The 23,487-nt window shown below is 68.6% G+C and carries 22 protein-coding genes and 4 pseudogenes; 9 read left to right on the top strand and 17 right to left on the bottom strand.

Annotated elements, in window-relative coordinates; translation table 11 throughout:
* Positions 1 to 239: 239 nt before the first annotated feature.
* On the top strand, positions 240 to 524 hold the full coding sequence (locus tag BN4332_RS00140) for a hypothetical protein (RefSeq protein WP_235653980.1): 285 nt from the start codon (positions 240 to 242) through the stop codon (positions 522 to 524).
* 84 nt (positions 525 to 608) lie between these two features.
* Here BN4332_RS00140 and ilvC read toward each other — a convergent pair whose 3' ends face one another.
* Genes ilvC through BN4332_RS00125 form a run of 3 tightly spaced genes read right to left on the bottom strand, consistent with a single transcriptional unit; the run spans position 609 to position 4,052 of the window.
* Positions 609 to 1,622 (bottom strand): ketol-acid reductoisomerase, encoded by a 1,014-nt coding sequence (ilvC, locus tag BN4332_RS00135; protein WP_036388291.1) that lies wholly within the window; start codon positions 1,620 to 1,622, stop codon positions 609 to 611.
* 55 nt (positions 1,623 to 1,677) lie between these two features.
* Complete coding sequence (gene ilvN / locus BN4332_RS00130) at positions 1,678 to 2,190, bottom strand: acetolactate synthase small subunit (RefSeq protein WP_066895907.1); 513 nt, start codon at positions 2,188 to 2,190, stop codon at positions 1,678 to 1,680.
* Complete coding sequence (locus BN4332_RS00125) at positions 2,190 to 4,052, bottom strand: acetolactate synthase large subunit (protein WP_066895905.1); 1,863 nt, start codon at positions 4,050 to 4,052, stop codon at positions 2,190 to 2,192. The genes ilvN and BN4332_RS00125 overlap by 1 nt, the downstream gene beginning before the upstream one ends.
* A 361-nt stretch (positions 4,053 to 4,413) precedes the next feature.
* Between BN4332_RS00125 and BN4332_RS00120 the strand changes: the two genes are divergently transcribed.
* Positions 4,414 to 4,755 (top strand): PH domain-containing protein, encoded by a 342-nt coding sequence (locus BN4332_RS00120; protein ID WP_066895903.1) that lies wholly within the window; start codon positions 4,414 to 4,416, stop codon positions 4,753 to 4,755.
* Positions 4,756 to 4,769: 14 nt separating this feature from the next.
* Here BN4332_RS00120 and BN4332_RS00115 read toward each other — a convergent pair whose 3' ends face one another.
* Complete coding sequence (locus tag BN4332_RS00115; RefSeq protein WP_066895901.1) at positions 4,770 to 5,615, bottom strand: DoxX family protein; 846 nt, start codon at positions 5,613 to 5,615, stop codon at positions 4,770 to 4,772.
* 135 nt (positions 5,616 to 5,750) lie between these two features.
* Here BN4332_RS00115 and BN4332_RS00110 point away from each other — a divergent pair, with 135 nt between their 5' ends.
* Positions 5,751 to 6,872 carry a PQQ-dependent sugar dehydrogenase gene (locus BN4332_RS00110; RefSeq protein WP_200820240.1) on the top strand — a complete coding sequence of 374 codons (1,122 nt, stop codon included), beginning with the start codon at positions 5,751 to 5,753 and terminating at the stop codon, positions 6,870 to 6,872.
* A gap of 101 nt (positions 6,873 to 6,973) precedes the next feature.
* Entirely contained in the window at positions 6,974 to 7,633 is a 660-nt protein-coding gene (locus BN4332_RS00105; RefSeq protein ID WP_066895897.1) for a TetR/AcrR family transcriptional regulator, read from the top strand.
* A gap of 7 nt (positions 7,634 to 7,640) precedes the next feature.
* On the opposite strand, the gene gatB is transcribed toward BN4332_RS00105, so the two are convergent.
* Entirely contained in the window at positions 7,641 to 9,152 is a 1,512-nt protein-coding gene (gene gatB / locus BN4332_RS00100) for an Asp-tRNA(Asn)/Glu-tRNA(Gln) amidotransferase subunit GatB (RefSeq protein WP_066895895.1), read from the bottom strand.
* A gap of 26 nt (positions 9,153 to 9,178) precedes the next feature.
* A complete protein-coding gene (locus BN4332_RS00095) occupies positions 9,179 to 9,655 on the bottom strand; it encodes a MarR family winged helix-turn-helix transcriptional regulator (protein WP_066895893.1) in 477 nt (158 codons plus the stop codon).
* Positions 9,656 to 9,726: 71 nt separating this feature from the next.
* On the opposite strand from BN4332_RS00095, the gene BN4332_RS00090 reads away from it, so the two are divergent.
* A complete protein-coding gene (locus tag BN4332_RS00090) occupies positions 9,727 to 10,419 on the top strand; it encodes an NAD(P)-dependent oxidoreductase (RefSeq protein ID WP_066895889.1) in 693 nt (230 codons plus the stop codon).
* Positions 10,420 to 10,425: 6 nt separating this feature from the next.
* On the opposite strand, the gene BN4332_RS00085 is transcribed toward BN4332_RS00090, so the two are convergent.
* The 3 genes from BN4332_RS00085 to gatC form a co-directional block, all read right to left on the bottom strand.
* Positions 10,426 to 11,457, bottom strand: a complete 1,032-nt coding sequence (locus BN4332_RS00085; RefSeq protein WP_066895886.1) for an ATP-dependent 6-phosphofructokinase — start codon at positions 11,455 to 11,457, stop codon at positions 10,426 to 10,428.
* A gap of 81 nt (positions 11,458 to 11,538) precedes the next feature.
* A complete protein-coding gene (gene gatA / locus BN4332_RS00080; protein WP_066895915.1) occupies positions 11,539 to 13,020 on the bottom strand; it encodes an Asp-tRNA(Asn)/Glu-tRNA(Gln) amidotransferase subunit GatA in 1,482 nt (493 codons plus the stop codon).
* A gap of 5 nt (positions 13,021 to 13,025) precedes the next feature.
* Positions 13,026 to 13,325, bottom strand: coding sequence for an Asp-tRNA(Asn)/Glu-tRNA(Gln) amidotransferase subunit GatC (gatC, locus tag BN4332_RS00075; protein WP_066895883.1), 300 nt, complete (start codon positions 13,323 to 13,325; stop codon positions 13,026 to 13,028).
* Positions 13,326 to 13,407: 82 nt separating this feature from the next.
* Here gatC and BN4332_RS00070 point away from each other — a divergent pair, with 82 nt between their 5' ends.
* Entirely contained in the window at positions 13,408 to 14,076 is a 669-nt protein-coding gene (locus BN4332_RS00070; RefSeq protein ID WP_200820239.1) for an ACT domain-containing protein, read from the top strand.
* A 7-nt stretch (positions 14,077 to 14,083) separates the two neighbouring features.
* Here the strand turns inward: BN4332_RS00070 and BN4332_RS00065 are convergent.
* Positions 14,084 to 14,416: pseudogene (locus BN4332_RS00065) on the bottom strand (BRCT domain-containing protein); the annotation flags it as partial.
* Positions 14,389 to 14,871: pseudogene (locus tag BN4332_RS00060) on the bottom strand (amidase family protein); the annotation flags it as partial. The pseudogenes BN4332_RS00060 and BN4332_RS00065, both read right to left, overlap by 28 nt.
* Positions 14,872 to 14,877: 6 nt before the next feature.
* On the opposite strand from BN4332_RS00060, the pseudogene BN4332_RS00055 reads away from it, so the two are divergent.
* Positions 14,878 to 15,048 (top strand): annotated as a pseudogene (locus BN4332_RS00055) (amino acid-binding protein); the annotation flags it as partial.
* 7 nt (positions 15,049 to 15,055) lie between these two features.
* Here the strand turns inward: BN4332_RS00055 and ligA are convergent.
* Positions 15,056 to 17,185 carry an NAD-dependent DNA ligase LigA gene (gene ligA / locus BN4332_RS00050; protein ID WP_066895873.1) on the bottom strand — a complete coding sequence of 710 codons (2,130 nt, stop codon included), beginning with the start codon at positions 17,183 to 17,185 and terminating at the stop codon, positions 15,056 to 15,058.
* A gap of 204 nt (positions 17,186 to 17,389) precedes the next feature.
* Here ligA and BN4332_RS00045 point away from each other — a divergent pair, with 204 nt between their 5' ends.
* Both BN4332_RS00045 and BN4332_RS00040 read left to right on the top strand, forming a co-directional pair.
* The gene (locus tag BN4332_RS00045) at positions 17,390 to 17,791 is read left to right on the top strand and encodes an MmcQ/YjbR family DNA-binding protein (protein WP_066895870.1); all 402 of its coding nucleotides are present in this window, start codon (positions 17,390 to 17,392) and stop codon (positions 17,789 to 17,791) included.
* Between the two features lie 13 nt (positions 17,792 to 17,804).
* On the top strand, positions 17,805 to 19,388 hold the full coding sequence (locus BN4332_RS00040) for a 4-coumarate--CoA ligase family protein (RefSeq protein WP_066895868.1): 1,584 nt from the start codon (positions 17,805 to 17,807) through the stop codon (positions 19,386 to 19,388).
* A 79-nt stretch (positions 19,389 to 19,467) separates the two neighbouring features.
* Here BN4332_RS00040 and BN4332_RS00035 read toward each other — a convergent pair whose 3' ends face one another.
* The 5 genes and pseudogenes from BN4332_RS00035 to BN4332_RS00005 form a co-directional block, all read right to left on the bottom strand.
* Positions 19,468 to 19,791 carry an ArsR/SmtB family transcription factor gene (locus BN4332_RS00035; protein WP_066895866.1) on the bottom strand — a complete coding sequence of 108 codons (324 nt, stop codon included), beginning with the start codon at positions 19,789 to 19,791 and terminating at the stop codon, positions 19,468 to 19,470.
* The gene (locus tag BN4332_RS00030; protein WP_066895864.1) at positions 19,788 to 20,282 is read right to left on the bottom strand and encodes an SRPBCC family protein; all 495 of its coding nucleotides are present in this window, start codon (positions 20,280 to 20,282) and stop codon (positions 19,788 to 19,790) included. Before BN4332_RS00030 ends, BN4332_RS00035 begins: the two co-directional genes overlap by 4 nt.
* Positions 20,283 to 20,355: 73 nt before the next feature.
* Positions 20,356 to 21,366, bottom strand: coding sequence for a uroporphyrinogen decarboxylase/cobalamine-independent methonine synthase family protein (locus BN4332_RS00025; protein WP_066895862.1), 1,011 nt, complete (start codon positions 21,364 to 21,366; stop codon positions 20,356 to 20,358).
* A pseudogene (locus BN4332_RS34020) lies at positions 21,363 to 22,615 on the bottom strand (tRNA methyl transferase PRC-barrel domain-containing protein). The gene BN4332_RS00025 and the pseudogene BN4332_RS34020 overlap by 4 nt, the downstream one beginning before the upstream one ends.
* Positions 22,612 to 23,487, bottom strand: an 876-nt coding sequence (locus BN4332_RS00005) for a cysteine desulfurase family protein (protein ID WP_066895859.1), incomplete at its 5' end; no start/stop codon positions are given. The pseudogene BN4332_RS34020 and the gene BN4332_RS00005, both read right to left, overlap by 4 nt.

Raw genomic sequence — 23,487 nt, 5'->3', positions numbered from 1 at the left:
CGGCGCATACTCGCGCGGCGAGGCCGGCGGCGGGTACGCAACCGGTGACGCCGGCGGCGCCTGGTTCAGGGAAGCCTGCGAGGCCGCCGCGGAAGCCGGCGAACCCGCGCCGATCGGCTGCGCCAGCTGAGCTGACTCGAAAACTGCCGCGCCGCACCCCTTCCGCCGGCGCTTAGATTTGTGCGGTGAGCACTGGCATCGCGCGTTTGGTTGGCTCTGTACCGCATACCGATCCGGTCATGAAGTTGTTCGCGGTCGGCGACATGGAGCTGTATCACGTGAGCCCGCCGTTGCACGGCTACCACGTGGTCGCCGCCTCACAACAGTTGTGGGCCATGCGGGCGCAGTGCATCTACCCGGATGGCCGCATCGAACCGCCAGAGCCCGACGACCCGGTGTCGACCGAGTTGTACGGCGTCGTCGGTGAAGGGCTGCAGCTCGACAGCACCGAGAAGCTGCCCGGCAGCGCCGATGGCAGGAACGTGTCCCGCACGCTGGCCGCGCTCGGCTACCGCATCATCTAGAAAGTTCACCTAGAAAGCCGAAAGGCCAGTTACTGCACGCTTTTTCAAAGCTCGCGTGCAATAACTGGCCAGTCAGGACGAAAATCAGGCCGTTTCGGTGATCGGCCGGTCGACCCAGCTCATCAGGTCGCGCAGCTTCTTGCCGGTGACCTCGATCGGGTGCTCGGCGTTGGCCTTGCGCAGCGCCTCGAGCTCCTTGTTGCCACCCTCGACGTTGGCGACCAGGCGCTTGACGAAGGTGCCGTCCTGGATGTCGGTCAGGATGTCCTTCATGCGCTTCTTGGTGTCGGCGTCGATGACGCGCGGGCCCGACAGGTAGCCACCGAACTCCGCGGTGTCGGACACCGAGTAGTTCATGCGCGCGATGCCGCCCTCGTACATCAGGTCGACGATCAGCTTCAGCTCGTGCAGCACCTCGAAGTAGGCCATCTCCGGGGCATAGCCCGCCTCGACCATCACCTCGAAGCCGGCCTTGACCAGCTCCTCGGTGCCACCACACAGCACGGCCTGCTCACCGAACAGGTCGGTCTCGGTCTCTTCCTTGAACGTCGTCTTGATGACGCCGGCGCGGGCGCCACCGATCGCGGCGGCGTAGGACAGTGCCAGGGCCTGACCCTCGCCCTTGGGGTCCTGGTCGATGGCGATCAGGCAGGGCACGCCCTTGCCGTCGACGAACTGGCGACGCACCAGGTGGCCGGGGCCCTTGGGGGCGACCATGCCGACGGTGACGTTGGCGGGGGCCTTGATCAGGCCGAAGTGGATGTTCAGACCGTGGCCGAAGAACAGCGCGTTGCCGTCCTCGAGGTTGGGCTCGATGTCGTTGCGGAAGATCTCGGCCTGCGCGGTGTCGGGCGCGAGCACCATGATCACGTCGGCCCACTTGGCGACCTCGGCCGGGGTGTCGACCTCAAGGCCCTGCTCCTCGACCTTGACGCGGGACTTCGAGCCCTCCTTCAGGCCGACCTTGACCTGCACGCCTGAGTCGCGCAGCGAAAGCGAGTGCGCGTGCCCCTGGCTGCCGTAGCCGATGACGGCGACCTTGCGACCCTGGATGATCGACAGGTCCGCGTCGGCGTCGTAAAACATCTCAACTGCCATGCGAAATTATCCTTCTCTTTCTAGCTCTACAGCCGATTAACGCTACTTGACGTGCTTACTTCACTGCGCTGATACCACGCGGCCCGCGCGAGACCGACACCATGCCGGACTGCGCGATCTCGCGGATACCGTACGGCTCCAGGACCCGCAGCAGGGCCTCCAGTTTCTCCGGGGTGCCCGTGGCCTCGATGGTCAGCGACTCGGTCGAAACGTCAACCACCTTGGCGCGGAACAGGTTCACCGCTTCGATGACCTGACCCCGGTTGCTCGCGTCGGCCCGCACCTTGATCAGCGCGAGTTCGCGGGAGACGGAGTTGTCCTCCTCCTGCTCGACGATCTTGATCACGTTGATCAGCTTGTTGAGCTGCTTGGTGATCTGCTCGAGCGGCGAGTCCTCGACGCTGACCACGATCGTCATCCGCGACATGTGCTTCTGCTCGGTGGCACCGACCGCCAGCGACTGGATGTTGTAGCCGCGGCGGGAGAACAGCGAGGCCACCCGGGCCAGAACGCCGGGCTTGTCCTCGACCAGCACCGACAGGGTGTGGGTGGGGGTGGTGTTGCTCATCAGGCATGCCCCTCGTCGTCGTTCTCGTCGAACAGCGGCCGGATATCGCGGGCCGCCATGATCTCGTCATTGCTGGTACCTGCGGCGACCATCGGCCACACCTGGGCGTCGGCGCCGACGATGAAGTCGATCACGACCGGGCGATCATTGATGGCCCGGGCCTGGTTGATGACGTCTTCGACGTCCTCCGCCCGCTCGCAGCGCAGACCGACGCACCCGAGCGCCTCGGCCAGCTTGACGAAGTCCGGGATCCGGCGGGAGTGCGTCGCCAGATCGGTCTGGCTGTAACGCTCTTCGTAGAACAGCGTCTGCCACTGCCGCACCATGCCGAGGTTGCCGTTGTTGATCAACGCCACCTTGATGGGCGCACCCTCGATGGCGCAGGTGGCCAGCTCCTGATTGGTCATCTGGAAGCAGCCGTCACCGTCGATGGCCCACACCTCGGCCTCCGGCCGGGCGAACTTGGCACCCATGGCCGCCGGGACGGCGAAGCCCATGGTGCCGAGACCACCGGAGTTCAGCCAGGTCTTGGGGTTCTCGTACTTGACGAACTGGGCGGCCCACATCTGGTGCTGGCCAACGCCGGCCACGTACACCGCCTCGGGTCCGGCGAGCTGGCCCAGCTTCTCGATGACGTACTCGGGGCTGAGGCTGCCGTCGCTCTGCGGGCCATAGCTCAGCGGGTAGGTCTCCTGGAGACCCGACAGGTACTCCCACCAGCCGTCCAGGCTCAGTGCGGCCTTGTCGGTCCCGTCGCGACGCAGCACCTCGATCAGATCGGTGATCACGGCCTTGACGTCACCGACGATCGGCACGTCGGCATGCCGGTTCTTGCCGATCTCGGCCGGGTCGATGTCGGCGTGGATCACCTTGGCATCCGGTGCAAATGACGACAGCTGACCCGTCACGCGATCATCGAAGCGGGTGCCGAGCGCGATCAGCAGATCACTCTTCTGCAATGCCCCCACCGCGGCCACCGTGCCGTGCATGCCCGGCATGCCCAGGTTCTGCGGGTGGCTGTCGGGGAACGCGCCACGGGCCATCAGGGTCGTGACGACCGGGATGCCGGTCAGCTCGGCCAGCTCCCGCAGTTCGGCACTGGCCTCGCCACGGATGACACCGCCACCGACGTAGAGCACCGGCTTGCGGGCCGCGGCGATCAGCTTGGCGGCCTCACGAACCTGACGGCTGTGCGGCTTGGTGTTGGGCTTGTAGCCCGGCAGGTCCAGCTGCGGCGGCCAGGCGAATGTGCACTGGCCCTGCAGGATGTCCTTGGGGATGTCGACGAGGACCGCGCCCGGACGGCCGGACCGGGCGATGTAGAACGCCTCGGCCATCACCTGCGGGATGTCGTCCCCGTTGCGCACCAGGAAGTTGTGCTTGGTGATCGGCATCGTCATACCGGTGATGTCGGCTTCCTGAAAGGCGTCGGTGCCGATCAGGCCGCGACCCACCTGCCCGGTGATGGCCACCACCGGGATGGAGTCCATCTGGGCGTCGGCCAGCGGGGTGACCAGGTTGGTCGCGCCGGGGCCCGACGTCGCCATCATCACGCCGACCTTGCCGGTGGCATGGGCGTAGCCGCTGGCCGCGTGGCCGGCGCCCTGCTCGTGGCGGACCAGCACGTGACGCAGCTTCTGCGAGTCGAACAGGGGATCGTAGACCGGAAGCACGGCCCCACCGGGGATGCCGAAGACAACGTCGACGCCGAGCTCTTCCAGTGACCGGACGACGGCCTGCGCGCCGGTGAGCTGCTGCGGTGCAACCCGGTTGGGCTGTCCCGGATCTGACTTGGCCTTGGCTGCGCCATTGGCAGGCGCGGTTGCGGACCGGGCCGGCGGTCGCGTTGTCGGTGCGCTCACGATGTCCTCTTCACGGTCTTCGTTCCTCTTCGGGAATTTCAGTTTTGCAGTGTTTCCGGCGTGCTTGTGGCAAATAAAAAACCCCCGTCAGCCGGCAGCTGTACGAGGGTGGCGCGTCGATGCGGTTGGCTATGCCCGGCAGAGGGCCAGCGCGGCATCAACGCGCCAACCAATTACTACGAGCACTCCGGGGGTCTGCATAGCACTTGACGGTAGCTGCCGCACAGGTTAAAGGTCAAATTGCCCGCCCTGGCACCCGGCAACCGGGACGACGCGTGCGGGCCCGTCCGGCAGGTGGTGCAAGGATGAACAGGTGAGCGCACGTTCGGCAACCACCCCTGTCGTCATCCGGATATCGCCCATGGCGCACCTGGCCGTCGGGTTTCTGACGCTCGGTCTGTTGACCCTGGTGCTGAGCAACCCCACTTGGTTCGCGGTGCTGTTGGTGATCCCGATTGTGTTGTCGGCGGCCATCTTCCGGTATCGGACCACCGCCGACGCCCAGACCGTGACGGCGCGCTCACTGTCGCGCAGCCAGACGGTGTCGTGGGACGACATCTTGGGGCTGCGGTTCGACCGGGCGTCGTGGGCGATCGCAGATCTGCGCGACGGCACCGATCTGCGGCTGCCGGCCGTGACGTTCGCGACACTGCCGCTGCTCACCGAGGTGAGCGGCGGGCGGGTGCCGAATCCGTACGCCTGAGGCGTCCGCGCGGCTCAGCCCAGCGGGTTGCCGCCGTTGAGGAAAACCCAGATGGCGATGCCACCGGCGATGCCCAGTAGCAGCGCCACGAACGATCCGACGAAGGGGCGCCGGGCCCAGCCGCGACCCGCGTCGAAGCCGTAGCGGCCCGGGCCGGTCAGGATCACGGCCGCCGCGGCCACGACGACGATCAACCGGTATTCGGTGCCGTCGGTGATGATCTCCGAGAGGCGGGCCTGTTCGTGCGCCTCCATCGCCGTCGCCATCACCCCGTTGATGAGGTAGGCCAGCGCACCGGCCGCCGCGATGGGGGTGAACAAACCGAGCACCAGCAGCACGCCGGCCGCGATCTGGCCACCGGTGGCCGCATAGGTCAGGATGTCGGCGTACTTGAAGCCCATGTCGTTCAGTGACGCGTTGAACCCGTCCAGTCCCGGGCCACCCCACCAGCCGAACGCCTTCTGCAGGCCGTGGATGATCATCAACCCGCCGAGCGCCACCCGCAGGATCAACAGACCGAGGTCCTGGGTGCCGCGCCGTCCGGCGGCCCGGACGCGGTCGTCGACGAACTCGTCACGCTCGATCTCGGCCGGTTCCGCCGAGAAGGGCCCCAGCGGAGCGGGACCGCCCGGTTGCACGTACGGCAGCGGCTCGGGGTCGGAGACCAGGCTGAACGCCGATTGGTCGCCGGGCTTGTTGGAGTCGTAGCGCGGAATCGCGGTGGTCTCGAAGTCACCGCCGTATGTCTCCGACGGCAGGTCGTCTTCCGGGTCGACCAGGCTGGCCCCGGCCGGCCTGGCGGAATCGTCCGAGTAACCCGGTCGTTGCCAGGCTTGTGGGTCCTGCGGGTGACTGGTCACAGCTGCCAGGGTAAGTGCAAGTCCGGTTCGAACCGGGTATTTACCCCGGCGCTTCCGCCTGGTATCGGCCCGCCACCGGACGGCGTGCGGTCCCGACGTGGCGCGCACTGCCGGGCGATCCGTAATCTGGCGGGCATGAAAGCGCGCCGGCGGATGATGGGGGTGGCCGCCGTTCTGTGTGCCGCGATGCTGGTCGGCTCGGGCTGCGCCCGGTTCGACGCGGCCCAGTCCGAGCCCTTTACGACCGAGCCCAAGATGGAACCGGGCCCGACCACCACGCCACCGCCGCCGCCACCGCTGCCGGCCAAGCCGTTCCCCAAGGAATGCAAGGCGCAGGGAGTCATGCAGGGCTGCCTGGACAGCACCAGTGGCCTGATCATGCTTCCCGACAGCCAGTCCGCACTGGTGGCCGAGCGACTCACCGGCGCGGTCAAAGAGGTGTCGGTGAAGGCCGAACCGAAGGTCAAGCTGACGATCCCGGTCGATCCGTCCGGCGACGGCGGGCTGATGGACATCGTGTTGTCCCCCACCTACGGCCAGGACCGGCTGATGTACGCCTACGTCAGCACCCCCACGGACAACCGGGTGATCCGCATCGCCGACGGCGACGTGCCGAAACCGATCCTCACCGGCATTCCCAAGGGCGCCACCGGCAATACCGGGTCGCTGACCTTCACCAGCAAGACGACTCTGCTGGTGCAGACCGGCGATGCCGGCAATCCGGCCCAGGCCGCCGATCCCGCATCCCTGGCCGGCAAGATCCTGCGTATCGAACAGCCCACCACGGTCAATCAGGCGCCGATCACCACGGCGCTGAGCGGGCTGGGCGCCGCGGGCAGCATGTGCGTCGATCCGGCCGACGGTTCCCTGTATGTCACCGACCGCACCCCGACCGCCGACCGTCTGCAGCGGATCACCAAGGACTCGAAGGTGTCGACCGTGTGGACCTGGCCCGACCGGCCGGGCGTCGCCGGCTGCGCGGCCCAGGAGGGCACGGTGCTGGTAAACCTGGTCAACACGAAGAAGACCGTCGCGGTGCGGCAGGCACCCGACACCGGAGCGGTGACCGGTGATCCGGAGGTGGTCCGGGAGAACGTGCGCGGGCATGCCTGGGCGTTGCAGCTCTCCCCCGACGGGAACGTCTGGGGCGCCACCGTGAACCGGACCGCCGGAGACGCCGAGGTCTTCGACGACGTGGTCTTCCCACTCTTCCCGCAGGGCGGCGGCTTCCCGCGTACCAACGCCGACAAGACCTGAGGCACAAGAGATTTCGTTGTAGATCGACTCCCTCGACCTGACCGGATCCGGCCGCGTCGACATGGCGATATGAATACAACGAGCATGATGTGCCCTTAGAAATGGTTGGCCTATCACGTACCATTGGCCGGGTGCCTGACCGCCAGCGCCGCAGATACGCCCCGCGGCTACCGCGTGAAGAACGGCGCCAGCAATTGCTCGACGCAGCGTTGACCGTGCTGAACGACTGCCCCTTGCACGAGTTGCGGATGGAGGCGGTCGCCGAGGCCGGCGGCGTCGGCAAGCCGGTGCTGTACACCGCGTTCCGGACCCGGACCGAATTGGTCAACGCCCTGCTCATCCGCGAGCACCACAAGGCGCTGACCCAGGTGCTGGCGGGCCTGCCCACCAATTTGTCGGCCACCGGCCCGGCGGACGCCTACACCGCGACCGTCACCGCCTTCCTGCGCTGCGTGTTGGAGAACCCCACGCGCTGGCGGCTCATCCTGACGGTGCCCGACAGCGCTCCGCGGGATTACCGGGCAGCGGTCCGCAACGCGCGCAACCGGATCCTCACGCAGGTCGAGCAAATGGCGAAAGCCGGTATCGCCGTGGATTCCCGATTCTCGGACCTGGACCCCGAACTGCTCGGCCACACCCTGCTGTCGTTCGCGGAGATGCTCGGCCGGCTCGCCGTGCACGATCCGGAGAGTTACCCGCGGGAGCGGCTCGAGCAGTACGCCACGGCGGCGATGACGATGCTCGCCGGTTCGGTCAAGTGACCGGCGGTCAGCCGGCCTGACCGCACGCGGCCAGCACCAACTCACGCACGCGGGCCGCGTCGGCCGAGCCCTTGGTCGCCTTCATCACCGCGCCGACGATGGCGCCGGCCGCCTGAACCTTGCCGCCCCGGATCTTCTCCGCCACGTCCGGATTCGCGGCGAGCGCTTCGTCCACGGCCGCCTGGATCACCGAGTCATCGCGCACCAGCGCCAGGCCGCGGTCGGTCATCACCTGCTCGGGTTCGCCCTCACCGGCCAGCACTCCCTCGACCACCTGGCGGGCCAGCTTGTTGGACAGCTTGCCCTCGTCGACGAGCTTGACCACGGCGGCCACCTGGGCCGGGGTGATCGGCAGCGCCTCGAGCTCGATCTCGGACTCGTTGGCCTTCTGCACCAGGAAGTTGCCCCACCAGGCGCGGGCGGCCTCGCTGGACGCGCCGTGCGAGACGGTGGCTGCCACCAACTCGACCGCCCCGGCGTTGACCAGATCGCGCATCACCTCGTCGGAGATGCCCCAATCCTGCTGAATCCGCTTGCGCGCCAACCACGGCAGCTCGGGGATGGTCTGGCGCAGGCGCTCGACCAGCTCGGCGCTGGGAGCCACCGGCTCGAGGTCCGGCTCGGGGAAGTACCGGTAGTCCTGCGCGGTCTCCTTGCTACGGCCCGGCGAGGTGTAGCCGTCCTCGTGGAAGTGGCGCGTCTCCTGGGTGACGGTGCCACCTGAGTTGAGAACCGCGGCCTGACGGCGCATTTCGTAGCGAACCGCCACCTCGACGCTCTTGAGCGAGTTCACGTTCTTGGTCTCGGTCCGGGTGCCGAACTCGCCGGCCCCGATCGGCTTCAGCGACAGGTTCGAGTCGCACCGCATCGACCCCTGGTCCATCCGCACATCGGATACCCCCAGGCCGCGCAACAGGTCTCGCAGCGCGGTGACATAGGCGCGGGCGATTTCCGGGGCGCGGGCGCCGGTGCCCTCGATCGGTTTGGTGACGATCTCGATCAACGGCACCCCGGCCCGGTTGTAGTCGGCCAGCGACGTCGTCGCGCCCGCGATCCGGCCGGTGTCGCTGCCGAGGTGGGTGAGCTTGCCGGTGTCCTCTTCCATGTGGGCGCGCTCGATCTCCACCCGCCAGGTGGTGCCGTCATCGAGCGGCACGTCGAGGTAGCCGTTGATCGCGATCGGCTCGTCGTACTGCGAGATCTGGTAGTTCTTCGGCTGGTCCGGATAGAAGTAGTTCTTCCTGGCGAACCGGCCCCACGGGGCGATGTCACAGTTGAGCGCGAGCCCGATCCGGATCGCCGACTCCACGGCAGCTTCGTTGAGCACCGGCAGCGAACCGGGCAGACCCAGGCACACCGGGCACACCAGCGTGTTGGGCTCGGCGCCGAACCGGTTGGCGCAGCCGCAGAACATCTTGGTGGCCGTGGACAGCTCGACGTGCACCTCCATACCCATCACGGGCTCGTAGGCGGCGATGACGTCGTCGTAGTCGACGAGTTCAGCGGTTGCGACAGACATGCCGTCGATCCTAGTTGGGTGGTGATTCAGGCCAGTCCGGGGTGGACGCCGGGGATCAGCCCGGCCGCCGCCGACAGTCGCCGCAGCGTATGCCGCAGCAGCTCGCGTTCCTCGTCGGTCAGCGATGCGGTCACCTCGTCCTCCAGCGCGCGACCGGCGGCATCCAGGGCCGGGACCAGGTTGCGCGCACGTTCGGTCAGTGACACCGCGAACGCCCGCCGGTCGGCGGGATGCGGCCGGCGCTCGACCAGCCCTTCGGCTTCGAGCGCGTCGATCAGCGTCACCATCACGTTGCGGTGCAGACCGAGGCGCTCACACAGTTCACGTTGCGACTGGCCGTCGGCGCCGGCCAGGGCCAGCAGCACCGCCGTGGCCCGGGGATGCAGGCCGAGCGGTTCCAGCCGGGCCCTGAACCCCTCGGCCACGTACGCGCCGAGCTGGGACAGCAGGAATGGGATGCGCCGGTCCAGCGCGGAGACACCGATCGGTTCCTGAGCCACCATGCGGACACTAGCACTACAGATGATTGTCACATAGTGTGATTATCACTATCAGTGACTAGATCGGAGCCCACATGCGAATCGTCATCTTCGGAGCCAACGGCGCCACCGGACGCCTGCTCACCCGTCGGGCACTCGATGCCGGCCACACCGTCGTGGCAGTCACCCGGCACCCCGAGCAGTTCCCGCTGACCCACCCCGCGCTGACGGTCGCGCGCGCCGATGTGCACGATGCCGGCGCAGTCACCGCGGCCGTCGACGGCGCCGACGCGGTGCTGTCCACCCTGGGCGTGACATTCACGATGGAACCCGTCGACACGTACTCGGTCGGCGTCGGCAACATCGTGGCGGCCATGCGCAAGGCCGGTGTCGACCGACTGGCCGTCGTGAGTTCCACCGCGATCGCCGACTATCCCGGGCGCACCGATACCCCGTTCGCCCTGCGCCTGGTCCAACCGGTGATCAGCCAGATCTTCGGCAAGACCCTGTACGCGGACATGCGGCGGATGGAGGACATCGTCACCGGCAGCGGCCTGGACTGGACGATCGTGCGGCCGTCCGGCCTGTTCGACCTGCCTGAGGTCACCGAATACGTTGCCGGCCGACGTGATCCGGTGGGTGCGTTCACCTCGCGCACAGACCTCGCCGACTACCTGCTGCGGCTGGCCGAATCACCGGAGACCCGCGCGACCGTCACGGTTTCCACGACGGTCGGCACCCCTTCGATGTGGCAACTGCTGCGCCGCGAGGCGTTCAAGAGTGCCTGACGGCGGCTATCCGAAGAACTCCGCGGCGTCGTCGTAGCGGGACTGCGGTACCAGTTTGAGGTGGCGGGTCGCGTCGGCCAGCGACACCCGGCCGATGTCCTGCCCCTGCAGCGACACCATCATTCCGAACTCGCCGGCATGCGCGGCATCGGCCGCGTTCACGCCGAACCGGGTGGCCAGCACCCGGTCGTAGGCCGTCGGTGTGCCGCCGCGCTGGACGTGCCCGAGCACGGTCACCCGGACATCCTTCTTGATCCGCTTCTCCACCTCGAGCGCCAATTGCTGTGCCACGCCGGTGAATTTCTCGTGACCGAACTCGTCCATACCACCCTGGCGCAGCTGCATGGTGCCTTCGGCAGGCTTGGCACCCTCGGCCACCACGCAGATGAAGTGTGACGACCCGTGCTGGAACCGCTTCTTGACCAGCCGGCACACTTCCTCGACATCGAAGGGCTGCTCGGGAATCAGCGTCATGTGCGCGCCCGAGGCCAGCCCGGCATTGAGCGCGATCCAGCCCGCATGCCTGCCCATCACCTCGACCAGCATCACGCGCTGGTGCGATTCGGCGGTGCTGTGCAACCGGTCGATGGCCTCGGTCGCCACCTGCAGGGCGGTGTCGTGGCCGAAAGTCACGTCGGTGCAGTCGATGTCGTTGTCGATGGTCTTGGGCACCCCGACCACCGGAACGTTCTCCTCGGACAACCAGTGCGCGGCCGTCAGCGTGCCCTCGCCGCCGATCGGGATCAGGACGTCGATCCCGTTGTCCTCGAGCGTCTGCTTGATCTGTTCCAGGCCGGCCCGCAGCTTGTCCGGGTTGACCCGCGCGGTGCCCAGCATGGTGCCGCCCTTGGCCAGCAGCCGATCATTGCGGTCGTCGTTGGCCAGCTGGATGCGGCGATCCTCCAGCAGGCCGCGCCAGCCGTCGAGAAATCCGACCACCGACGACCCGTAACGCTGGTCGCAGGTACGCACCACCGCCCGGATCACCGCGTTCAGCCCTGGACAGTCACCGCCGCCGGTGAGAACTCCGATGCGCATGCTCGAAACCTTTCTTGCTCCTCGCGTGCGCACCATCTTGCCCCGCCCGGCACGACCGTGCCGGGCATAGCGGCGGGCTGCTTACAACGCGCTGGGCAACGGGCCGCGGGCCGCCTCGTAGGCCGCGCCGACGCGGTACAGCCGATCGTCGGCCAGGGCCGGCGCCATGATCTGCAGACCGACCGGCAGGCCGTCGTCGGGCGAAAGACCCGACGGCACCGACATCCCGCAGTGCCCGGCCAGGTTCAGCGGCAGCGTGCACAGGTCGAACAGGTACATGGCCAGCGGATCGTCGACCTTCTCCCCTAGGCCGAAGGCCGTAGTAGGAGTAGTCGGCGTGACCAATACATCGACGCTCTGGTAGGCCTGCTCCAGGTCGCGGGCGATCAGCGTCCGCACCTTCTGGGCCTGGTTGTAGTAGGCGTCGTAATAGCCGGCCGACAACGCGTACGTGCCGATCATGATGCGGCGCTTGACCTCAGGGCCGAATCCGGCGGCGCGGGTCAGCGCCATGACCTCTTCGGCGCTGCGCGTGCCGTCGTCCCCGACGCGCAGGCCGAACCGCATGGCGTCGAAGCGGGCCAGGTTGCTCGACACCTCCGAGGGCAGGATCAGGTAGTAAGCGTCCATCGCATGGTCGAAGTGCGGGCAGTCGACCTCGGTCACCTCGGCGCCGAGCTCGGTGAGCTGGGCGACCGCGGCGTTGAAGGACTCCAGCACACCGGGCTGGTAACCCTCGCCGCGCAGCTGCTTGACCACGCCGACCCGGACACCCTTCAGATCACCCGCCGCACCGGCGCGGGCGGCTCCGACCACATCGGGCACCGGCGCGTCGACGGAGGTCGAATCCCGCGGGTCGTGACCGGCGATGACCTGGTGCAGCAGTGCGGTGTCGAGCACCGTGCGGGCGCAGGGGCCGCCCTGGTCCAGCGAGGACGCGCACGCGATCAGCCCGTAGCGCGACACCGTGCCGTAGGTCGGTTTGACGCCGACGGTGGCCGTCAATGCGGCCGGTTGGCGAATCGAGCCACCGGTGTCGGTGCCGATCGCCAACGGGGCCTGGTAGGCGGCCAGCGCCGCGGCGCTGCCGCCTCCCGATCCGCCGGGAACCCGCTCGGTGTTCCACGGGTTACGCGTCGGGCCGTAGGCCGAGTTCTCCGTCGACGAACCCATGGCGAATTCGTCCATGTTGGTCTTGCCCAGAATCGGGATGCCCGCGGCCCGCAGGCGGGTGGTCACCGTCGCGTCGTAGGGGGCACGCCAGCCCTCCAGGATCTTGGACCCCGCGGTGGTCGGCATGTCGGTGGCGGTGAAAACGTCCTTGAGTGCCAAGGGAACTCCGGCCAGCGGCGAGGGCAGCGTCTCCCCCGCGGCCACCGCGGCGTCGATGCGGGCCGCGTCGGCCAGTGCGGAGTCGGCGGCCACGTGCAGGAAGGCGTTGAAGCGGTCGTCGGTCGCCGCGATCTGGTCCAGATGGGCCTGGGTCACCTCGGTCGAGGAGACTTCCTTGGCCGCGATCTGGGCACCGAGGGTCGCCGCATCGCGACGGATCAGATCACTCATGGTCGTCATTCACCCTCTCCGAGAATCCGCGGCACAGCGAAGCGTCCGTCTTCGGCGCGCGGCGCGGCGGCGAGCGCTTGCTCCTGCGTCAGGCAGGGCTCGACCACGTCGGGTCGGCTGACGTTGACATCCTTCAACGGGTTGTCCGTCGCCTCCACACCGGTGACGTCGACGGACTGGATCTGGCTGACGTGGCCGAGGATGGCATCCAGCTGGCCGGCGTAACTGTCCAGTTCGTCATCGGTCAGCGCCAAGCGCGCCAGACGCGCCAGATGGGCAACCTCGTCTCGGGAGATCTTCGACACGACAAAGCAGCCTAGTCAAGCCACCAAATCGTCCTCTCGCCGGCAGTGCACCGGCATGCCCCACCGGGCGCCCTGTGCAACAGTGATCCGCGTGCCTTCGTATCTCCTGCGGGTCCAGCTAGAGGATCGACCGGGCAGCCTCGGCTCGCTCGCCGTGGCGCTCGGCTCGGTCGGTGCCGACATCTTGTCGCTCGACGTCGTCGAGCGCGGAGCGGGTTATGCGATCGACGATCTGGTCGTCGACCTGCCGCAGGGCGCCATGCCGGACAGCTTGATCACCGCTGCGGAGAACCTGTCCGGCGTCTATGTCGACAGCATCCGGCCCCACACCGGGCTGCTCGAGGCGCACCGCGAACTCGAGTTGATCGACCATGTCGCCGCCGCCCGTTCCCGGGCCGACCGGCTCCAGGTGCTCGCGGAAGAGGCGCCGCGGGTACTGCGGGTCGGTTGGTGCACGGTGGTCCGCTCGGCCGGGAGTGGCGTGGAACGCGTCGCCGCGAGTCATGGCGCGCCCGAGACGCAGGCTCAATCGGCGCCCTGGCTGCCCTTGCAGCAGGCCGTGGCACTCGACGGTACCGAGGAGTGGGTGCCGCCGGTGTGGCGCGACATGGACACCACCCTGGCCGCCGCCCCGTTGGGTGACCACGACACCGCCGTGGTGCTCGGGCGTCCGGGTGGGCCCGGTTTCCGGCCGTCGGAGGTCGCGCGGCTGGGCTATCTGGCCGGGATCGTCGCCACGATCCTGCGCTGAGGCGCCCCTAGCTCTCGTCCGGCGCCGGCTCGTCCGGGGTTGACGGGCCTTCGGCGAGCAAGGCCCGGAAGCCGTCCTCGTCGAGGATCGGGACGCCGAGCTCGACCGCCTTGTCGTACTTGGACCCGGGTGCATCACCGGCCACCACGTAGGCGGTCTTCTTCGAGACCGAGCTCGCGGCCTTGCCGCCGCGGCTGATGATGGCCTCCTTGGCCTGGTCGCGGGAGAACCCGGGCAGCGATCCGGTCACCACGATCGACAGCCCTTCCAGCGTGCGCTCGATGCTGGCGTCGCGCTCGTCGGCCATCCGGACCCCGGCGGCGCGCCACTTGTCCNAGATGTAAATAAGAGCCCCCCCTTCAGACCCCCCGCCGCACCGGCGCGGGCGGCTCCGACCACATCGGGCACCGGCGCGTCGACGGAGGTCGAATCCCGCGGGTCGTGACCGGCGATGACCTGGTGCAGCAGTGCGGTGTCGAGCACCGTGCGGGCGCAGGGGCCGCCCTGGTCCAGCGAGGACGCGCACGCGATCAGCCCGTAGCGCGACACCGTGCCGTAGGTCGGTTTGACGCCGACGGTGGCCGTCAATGCGGCCGGTTGGCGAATCGAGCCACCGGTGTCGGTGCCGATCGCCAACGGGGCCTGGTAGGCGGCCAGCGCCGCGGCGCTGCCGCCTCCCGATCCGCCGGGAACCCGCTCGGTGTTCCACGGGTTACGCGTCGGGCCGTAGGCCGAGTTCTCCGTCGACGAACCCATGGCGAATTCGTCCATGTTGGTCTTGCCCAGAATCGGGATGCNGAGGAGTGGGTGCCGCCGGTGTGGCGCGACATGGACACCACCCTGGCCGCCGCCCCGTTGGGTGACCACGACACCGCCGTGGTGCTCGGGCGTCCGGGTGGGCCCGGTTTCCGGCCGTCGGAGGTCGCGCGGCTGGGCTATCTGGCCGGGATCGTCGCCACGATCCTGCGCTGAGGCGCCCCTAGCTCTCGTCCGGCGCCGGCTCGTCCGGGGTTGACGGGCCTTCGGCGAGCAAGGCCCGGAAGCCGTCCTCGTCGAGGATCGGGACGCCGAGCTCGACCGCCTTGTCGTACTTGGACCCGGGTGCATCACCGGCCACCACGTAGGCGGTCTTCTTCGAGACCGAGCTCGCGGCCTTGCCGCCGCGGCTGATGATGGCCTCCTTGGCCTGGTCGCGGGAGAACCCGGGCAGCGATCCGGTCACCACGATCGACAGCCCTTCCAGCGTGCGCTCGATGCTGGCGTCGCGCTCGTCGGCCATCCGGACCCCGGCGGCGCGCCACTTGTCCACGATGGCGCGGTGCCAGTCGACGGTGAACCAGTCCACCACCGCGGCGGCGATGGTCGGACCCACCCCCTCCACACCGGCGAGCCGTTCCTCGCCGGCCTCGACGATGGCGTCCAGGCTGGCGAACTCGGTGGCCAGCGCCCGCGCCGCGGTCGGGCCGACATGGCGGATCGACAACGCCACCAACACCCGCCACAGCGGCTGGGCCTTGGCCTTGTCCAGGTTGGCGAGCAGTCGTTTGCCGTTGGCCGACAACTCGCCGGCCTTGGTGGTGAACAGCTCGGTACGCAGCAGCTGGTCGGCGGTCAGGGTGAACAGATCGCCCTCGTCGGCGATCACCCCGGCCTGCAGCAGCGCCGTGGCCGCCTCGTAGCCGAGCCCCTCGATGTCGAACGCACCACGCCCCGCGACGTGAAACACGCGCTCCCGCAACTGCGCCGGGCAACTGCGGGTGTTCGGGCAGCGGATGTCGGCATCGCCTTCCTTGGCCGGGGCCAGTGCGGTGCCGCACTCGGGGCAGTTGGTCGGCATGACGAACGGCCGTTCGGAGCCGTCACGCAGGTCGACCACGGGCCCGAGCACCTCGGGGATGACGTCGCCGGCCTTGCGGATCACCACGGTGTCGCCGATCAACACGCCTTTGCGCTGCACCTCGGTGGCGTTGTGCAAGGTGGCCAGGCCGACGGTCGAACCGGCCACCTTGACCGGCTCCATGTAGGCGAACGGGGTGACGCGGCCCGTGCGGCCGACACTCACCCGGACATCGAGCAGCTTCGTGGTGGCCTCTTCCGGCGGATATTTGTAGGCGACCGCCCAGCGCGGCGCGCGCGAGGTCGAGCCGAGCCTGCGCTGCAGCGCCACCTCGTCGACCTTGACCACCAGACCGTCGATCTCGTGCTCGACGTCGTGGCGGTGCTCACCCCAGTAGGCGATCCGCTCGGCGACCTCGGCGACGCCGGAAACCTTGGTGGTGTGTTCGGACACCGGCAGGCCCCACGCCCCCAAAGCCCGGTACGCGTCGTGCAGGGAGGTGAACGGGAAGCCGCCGACGCTTTCGATGTGGCCGAGCCCGTGGCAGATCATCCGCAGCTTGCGCCGGGCGGTGACCGCCGGGTTCTTCTGCCGCAGCGAGCCTGCCGCGCTGTTGCGGGGGTTGGCGAACGGCGGCTTGCCCTCGGCGACCAGACCGGCGTTGAGATCTTCGAAGTCGGCCACCCGGAAGAACACCTCGCCGCGCACCTCCAGCACATCGGGCACCGGGAACTCGTCAGTCGGCGTCAGCTGCTCGGGGATGTCCTCGATGGTGCGGGCATTGAGCGTGACGTCCTCACCGACCCGCCCGTCGCCGCGGGTCGCGGCGCGTACCAGCCGACCGTTGCGGTAGACCAGTGCAAGCGCGACGCCATCGATCTTCAGCTCGCACAGGTAGTGCGCGGCGTCCCCGGTCTCGCCCCTGATCCTGGCCGCCCACGCGGTCAGCTCGTCGGAGTCGAACACGTTGTCCAGCGACAACATCCGTTCCAGATGCTCGGCGGGCGCGAAGTCGGTGGCAAAGCCGGCACCGCCGACCAGTTGAGTGGGCGAGTCGGGAGTGCGCAGCTCCGGATTGGCGTCTTCGAGCGCCTGCAGCTCGCGCAGGAGTGTGTCGAACTCCGCGTCGGAGATGACCGGCGCGTCCCGGACGTAGTAGCGGAACTGGTGTTCGCGGACCTCGTCGGCAAGTTCCTGCCAGCGCCGCCGCAGGTCGGCATCGGGCTGTTCGGGCAGCACGGCGTCGGCATCTCCGGTTGGCTTCTCGCTCACTCTGGCAGGCTAGCCGAGCCGACCGACACCACACCTCGGAACACGGGCCGGTCGGCCGGGTGCCGGGGACGGCGCCGGACCCGCATTTCCCCCGGCCGCGGATCATGCTGATGCAGAACGCGATCCGGGCCGGCGCCCCGGAAATCGGCCGCCGCTTCGCCTCCACCGGCAATCGGGGACCGGCGTTCCCACTAATCTGGGGGGATGCCGCACCCGATCATGTTCGACGACCACGACCCGGGACTGGCCGAGCTGCGCACCATTGCCCTGGCATTTCCCGAGGCCTTCGAGAAGATCTCCTGGGGCCGTCCGGTGTTCTGCGTGCCGAAGATGTTCGCCATGTACGGCGGCAACGTCAAGCCCGAGGGCCGCGGCGAGATGGTGCCGTATCCGCATTCGGTGCTGATCAAGGTCGACGACAGCGACCGCCGGGCGCTCGAACAGGACAGCCGCTTCTTCTTCCCCGCCTACATGGGGCCCTTCGGCTGGCTCGGCCTGGACTTCACTGCGGCCAAGGTCGATTGGGACGAGGTGCGCGAACTCATCGACGCCTCGTTCCGGCTGACGGCATCACGCCGGCTCATCAAACAACTCGACGAGAACTGAACGGGAGCAGCCCATGAGTTTCGCCAGTCCATTCGCCGACGTGGCGCTGCCCACCGTCAGCGTCTACGACTACCTCTTCGCCGACATGTCAGCGTCCGACGCGGAGCGCACGGCCATGGTGGACGCCGTCTCGGGAACCGAGACGACCTACGGCGAACTGGTGCGCCGGATCGACGCGTTCGCCGGCGGCTTGGCGGCCCGCGGCATCGGTGTCGGTGACGTGGTGGGCCTGCTGTCCCCCAACAGTTCGGGCTTCGCGATCGCCTTCCACGGGATCCTGCGCGCGGGCGCCACCGCCACCACCGTCAACGCCCTGTTCACCGCGCGTGACATCGCCAAGCAGCTCAAGGATTCGAAGGCCCGCCTACTGGTCACCGTCAGTGCGCTGTTGCCGCAGGCCCGTGAGGGAGCGGCAGCGGCCGGCCTCGCGGAGGACCAGGTGGTGGTGCTCGACGGCCCCGACTCCCAGGGCATCGGCGCGGAGGGCCCGGCACCCGAGGTCAGTTTCGACCCGGCGACCCATCTGGCGGTGCTGCCGTACAGCTCGGGCACCACGGCAAACCCCAAGGGCGTCATGCTCACTCACGCCAACCTGACCGCCAATGTCGCGCAGATCCGCCCGTTGCAGGGCATGACCGCCGAAGACCGGCTGTTGGCCGTGCTGCCGTTCTTCCACATCTACGGCATGACGGTGCTGCTCAACGCCGCGTTGCACGCGCGGGCCCGGCTGATCATCATGCCCTCGTTCGACCTCGCCGAGTTCCTCGGCAACATCCAGAATCACAAGTGCACGTTCGCCTACATCGCCCCGCCGGTCGCCGTGGCGTTGGCCAAGCACCCGCTCATCGATTCCTACGATCTGTCCTCGCTCAAGGGCATCATGTCCGGCGCGGCGTCACTGGACGCCGAGCTCGGGCACGCGGTGGCGAACCGGTTGGGCTGCAACGTTGTTCAGGGCTACGGCATGAGCGAACTGAGCCCGGTCAGTCACATCACCCCGACCGACGGCGGCCTGGCCCTGTTCGGCCGCGTCGCGCCGCTGGACTCGTGTGGCTGGACGGTGCCCAATGCGGAGAGCAAGCTGGTCGACCCCGATACCGGCGCCGAGATCGGCATCCCGGCCGAAGGTTTGAGCGAAACCGGTGAGCTGTGGTTCAAGGGGCCCAACGTGATGGCCGGCTATCTCAACAACGAGGAAGCCACCCGCGAGACCATCGACTCCGACGGTTTCCTGCACACCGGCGACCTGGCCAAGGTCGACGCAACGGGCTGTGTCTACATCGTGGACCGGCTCAAGGAGCTCATCAAGTACAAGGGTTACCAAGTGCCTCCTGCCGAACTGGAGGCCGTGCTGCTGACCCATCCCGGGGTCGCCGACGCCGCGGTGATCGGGGTGCAGGACAGCGAATCCGGCGAAGAGGTACCGAAAGCCTTCGTGGTCAAGCAATCCGGCGCGGAGCTGACCGGCGACGAGGTGATCACGTTCGTCGCCGGCCAGGTTGCGCCGTACAAGAAGGTGCGCCAGGTCGAGTTCATCGACGCGGTGCCGAAGTCCGCGGCCGGCAAGATACTGCGCCGGGAACTGCGCAACCGCTGATCACTTCGTCACGCTGGCGTGACGCTCGCCGCCGACGGCCACGCTGGCGTGACAACGTGGGCGTGCTCACGATGGCCGCTTACTCCTCGACGAACGCACGCAACCGATCGAGGGCACGGTCCCAGCGTCGCGACAGTGCGGTCAGGTAGTCGCTGGCCTGCTCCAGCGGCTCCGGCTGGATCCGCCAGATGCGTTCGCGCCCTTTGCGGTCACTGGTCACCAGGCCCACCGCCTCCAACAGCAGCAAATGCTTGGTCGCAGCCTGCCTGGTCACCGGAATCACCTGCGTGAGTTGGACCGTCGAACACGGGCCGCCCTCGCAGAGCCGGGTGACGATGCGCAACCGGTTGGGGTCGCCGAGCGCATCGAAAAGCGGTGCGCGTTCCTCGACGGCGGTCGTCACACCGACTCGCTGAGCGCGAGGTACTTGCGGACCATCTCGGCCTGGTGGGCCCAACCCTCGCTGTTGGCGTCGAACGCCGACTTGCGCCGGGCCGCGGGAATCGCGTCGAACCCGGATTCGACGATGCGCAGCAGTACCCCGCCTTCAGCCTCGGCCAGCGTGAACTCCACAAGGGTGGTGGGCGCCTCCGGCTCACGGGACTCCGGTTCGACGGCGTACGGGTGCCAGCGGAAGGCCAGCCGCTGCGGCGGCTCGACCGCCACGATGTGCCAGGCATCGGCTTCACCGGCGTATGGCTCCTGCATCGCGGCAACCTCTTCGTCGACCTCGGTGGGCGTCATCACGCCGTTGACCGATTCTCCGGCGACGAAGGGCCCGTCGAAGCGGACCCCGAACCAGCGGCCGAACTCCTCGGAGTCACTGATCGCCCGCCAGACCCGCTCCAGCGGAGCCTTGAGCAGAACTTCCTTCTCGATCCGATCCGTACTCATATGCAACCTTTCTGTTGCCTTTCAGGCTAGGCGCCGAGAGCGTAATAGGCAACCTTTTGGTTGCTCTGATGTCTTAGATGGCGTCGGGATCCTCGGCGAACGCGTCCGCGGCCTTCTGCGTCAGCTCCACCGCGGTGCGGGCCCATTGCACCGTCGCGCCGGCGAGCCCACACGAAGGCGTGACGCCGATCCGGTCCCGCAAGACGGCCCGGGCGAATCCCAGCCGATCGGTCAGCGCCACCGCCGCCTTCGCGACCTCCTCGGCCGACGGCCTGCCCTCCGGCGTGGTCGACGGCACCACCCCGAGCAGCACCGTGCGCCCCGAGTCGACGAACTCACCGATGCCGTCCAGATCCCCGGCCGCCAGCGTCGAGACGTCCACGGACACCGCATGAACCGTGCTGCGCAGCAACGACTTCCACGGCAGGTCGGGTGCACAGCTGTGCAGTGCCACCTCGGAATCCACCGCGCCCACGCACGCGTCGATCAGGTTCATCGCCAGCGGTTCGTCCACCGGATGCACCGGGGTGAAACTGGTCACCCCGGACAGCCGACCGGCCAGCGCGGCAGGCAGCGACGGCTCGTCGAGCTGCACCACGACCTGGGTCTCCAACCGTCGGGCCACCTCGGCGCGGTGGACGGCCAGGCCTTCGGCCAGCGAGGCCGCCAGGTCACGCAACGCGCCACGGTCGGTGATCGCCCGATGTCCGTTGGGCAGCTCCAGCTGGGCGGCCAAGGTGATCGGACCCGGTGCCTGCACCTTCACGGCGCGCCCACTACCCCGCAGCCCGGCCCGCTCCCAGGCCTCTTCCAGCACGTCGATGTCCTCACCGAGCAGGCTCACGGCCCGGCGTAACGCACTGCTGCGGCCTGAGGCGATGCGGTACCCGCGCGGCACCGTGTCGATGCCGATGTCGACCAGCAGCGCGCCGGCGCGGCCGATCAGATCGCTGCCGAGCCCCCGCGCCGGCAGCTCCACCAGGTGCGACAGGGTGTGCAATTCGCCGACGACGACCTCTGCGGCAACCCGCGGCTCGGTGCCCGGCCAGGATCCGATGCCGGTTGCCGCTGCGAAGACACTCACGCGCGTGCGATGGTCGCGCTGGCGATGACCTCGTCACCCTCGGCGGCGTCGGGCCGGTACAGCACCATCGTCTGGCCCGGTGCCACGCCGCGCAGCGGTATCCGCAGGGTCACCGCGAGCCGGCCGTCACGCAGCTCGGCCACCGCGTCGGTGATCCCGCCGTGCGCGCGCACCTGAACCTGGCACTCCACCGGCCCCTGCAACACGGTTCCACCGGTGAACACCGGCTTGTCACCGATCAGCTCCCGCACCTCGAGGTCCTCGGCGGCGCCCACGCGCACCGTGCCCGTCTCGGCGTCGATCCCGGTGACGTAGCGCGGCCGGCCGTCGGCGCCCGGTCCGGCGATTCCGAGCCCCTTGCGCTGACCGATCGTGAAGCCGTGCACGCCGTCGTGTTCGGCGAGCACCGTGCCCTCATGGTCGATCACATTGCCGCGGCGAACCCCGATGCGGGCCCCGAGGAAGGCCTGGGTGTCACCGGTCGGGATGAAGCAGATGTCATGGCTGTCCGGCTTTTCCGCGACGGCCAGGCCGCGCTCGGCGGCCTCGGCCCGGATCTGCGGCTTCNCTTCTGCGTCAGCTCCACCGCGGTGCGGGCCCATTGCACCGTCGCGCCGGCGAGCCCACACGAAGGCGTGACGCCGATCCGGTCCCGCAAGACGGCCCGGGCGAATCCCAGCCGATCGGTCAGCGCCACCGCCGCCTTCGCGACCTCCTCGGCCGACGGCCTGCCCTCCGGCGTGGTCGACGGCACCACCCCGAGCAGCACCGTGCGCCCCGAGTCGACGAACTCACCGATGCCGTCCAGATCCCCGGCCGCCAGCGTCGAGACGTCCACGGACACCGCATGAACCGTGCTGCGCAGCAACGACTTCCACGGCAGGTCGGGTGCACAGCTGTGCAGTGCCACCTCGGAATCCACCGCGCCCACGCACGCGTCGATCAGGTTCATCGCCAGCGGTTCGTCNGTCTCGCCGCGGGCGTAGGACTCGACGAAATCGTCGATCACGTCGTCCTTGAACCGGTCGGCGAAATCCCATACGTAGAACGGGATGTCGAGAATGTCGGCGACGCGGCGGGCATCGGCGGCGTCTTCCTTGGAACAACACCCCCGCGATCCGGTGCGCAGGGTCCCCGGCGCCGACGACAGCGCCAGGTGCACGCCGACGACGTCATGGCCGGCGTCGACCATCCGCGCGGCGGCCACCGAGGAATCCACGCCGCCGCTCATCGCGACCAGGACTCTCATGAGAACGACCTCCCCGCACTCGCCAGCGCGGCCTGCCGGGCCCGCTCGACGGCCGCGGGCAGCACCTCCAGCACGGCGTCGATATCGGCGTCGGTGCTGGTGTGCCCCAACGAGAATCGCAGCGAACCGCGGGCGGTCGCCGGATCGGCACCCATGGCGATCAGGACGTGCGACGGCTGCGCCACGCCCGCGGTACAGGCCGAGCCGGTGGAGCATTCGATGCCCTTGGCATCGAGCAGCATGAGCAGCGAATCCCCTTCGCAGCCGCGGAATGTGAAGTGGGTGTTGGCGGGCAGCCGTCCGGCGCCGCGCGGCCCGTTCAGGTAGGCGTCGTCGATCGTGGCCAGTACCCCGTCGATCAACCGGTCGCGCAACGCCTGCATGCGGCGGCTGTGCTCGGCAAGCCCACCGATGGCTATCTCGGCGGCCGCGGTCATCGCCACCGCACCGGCCACATCGGGTGTCCCGGAACGCACATCGCGTTCCTGGCCGCCTCCGTGCAGCAGCGGAACGCAGGCGGTGTCGCGACGCAGGACCAGCGCGCCGACACCCATCGGGCCGCCGAACTTGTGGGCGGCCACGCTCATCGCGGCCAGCCCGGTGGCGGTGAAATCGACCGGGATCTGGCCCACAGCCTGGATCGCGTCGCTGTGCATCGGGATCTCGAACTCGGCCGCGATCGCAGCCAGCTCGCCGATCGGCATGATCGTGCCGACTTCGTTGTTGGCCCACATGATGCTGATCAGGGCGACATCATCGGGTCCGTCGCCGGACTCCAGGGCCGAGCGCAGCGTTTCGGGCGCGACGGCGCCGTCGGCGTCGACCGGCAGCCAGGTCACCTCGGCTCCCTCGTGGTCGGCCAGCCACTGCAC

The organism is Mycolicibacterium houstonense, from assembly GCF_900078665.2.
Taxonomy (GTDB): Bacteria; Actinomycetota; Actinomycetes; order Mycobacteriales; family Mycobacteriaceae; genus Mycobacterium; species Mycobacterium houstonense.
This window is presented reverse-complemented; position numbering and strand designations above follow the sequence as displayed.